1 pseudogene is annotated in these 516 nt (G+C 76.0%); it reads right to left on the bottom strand.

Annotation, left to right across the window (positions count from 1 at the left end):
• A pseudogene (locus AC1D1A_RS20895) lies at positions 1-516 on the bottom strand (HNH endonuclease signature motif containing protein); the annotation flags it as partial.

Raw genomic sequence — 516 nt, 5'->3', positions numbered from 1 at the left:
GCTCCGGGTGCAGGGGCGGGATGGGCCGGCCGGCGAGTCCCTGCCGGGGCAGCAGCGTGTCGGCGAGGCAGAGCCGGCGCCTGGCCTCCGCGGCGCTGATCCGCAGCCGTGCCCGCAGGAACTCCACCGTGTTCCGGTACCCGTCATCCAGCACCGATTCCGGCACCGCCGGCTCACCCGTTCCGGGGCTTCCGGCGGGAGCCGAGGACAAGGAGGTGCCGGCGGGAACCGCCCCAACAGACCTGCCGGAGGGAGCCAAGGACAAGGATGCGCCGGCGGGAGCCGAGGCCAGGGAGGCGCCGGCGGGTTTCGCGGTTCCGGGTGTGCCGGTCTGCCACCCGGCGGGGCTCTCACGCCAGCCGGTGGTCCACCCGGTGACGGCCCCCGCCGCGACCCCCGTGGCCGTGGCGGCGGACTGCTTCCTGGTCCGGTCCACGGCGGCCGCCGCGACGAGCTGCAGATACTCCACCGCGCGGGAGACTTCCTCCACGCTGCCGGCGAAGTCCGACGCGGCCC

It is taken from the genome of Arthrobacter sp. P1_B9 (genome assembly GCF_056406495.1).
Note: the sequence above shows the minus strand (reverse complement) of the source record. Positions and strands in the feature narration are given on the sequence as shown.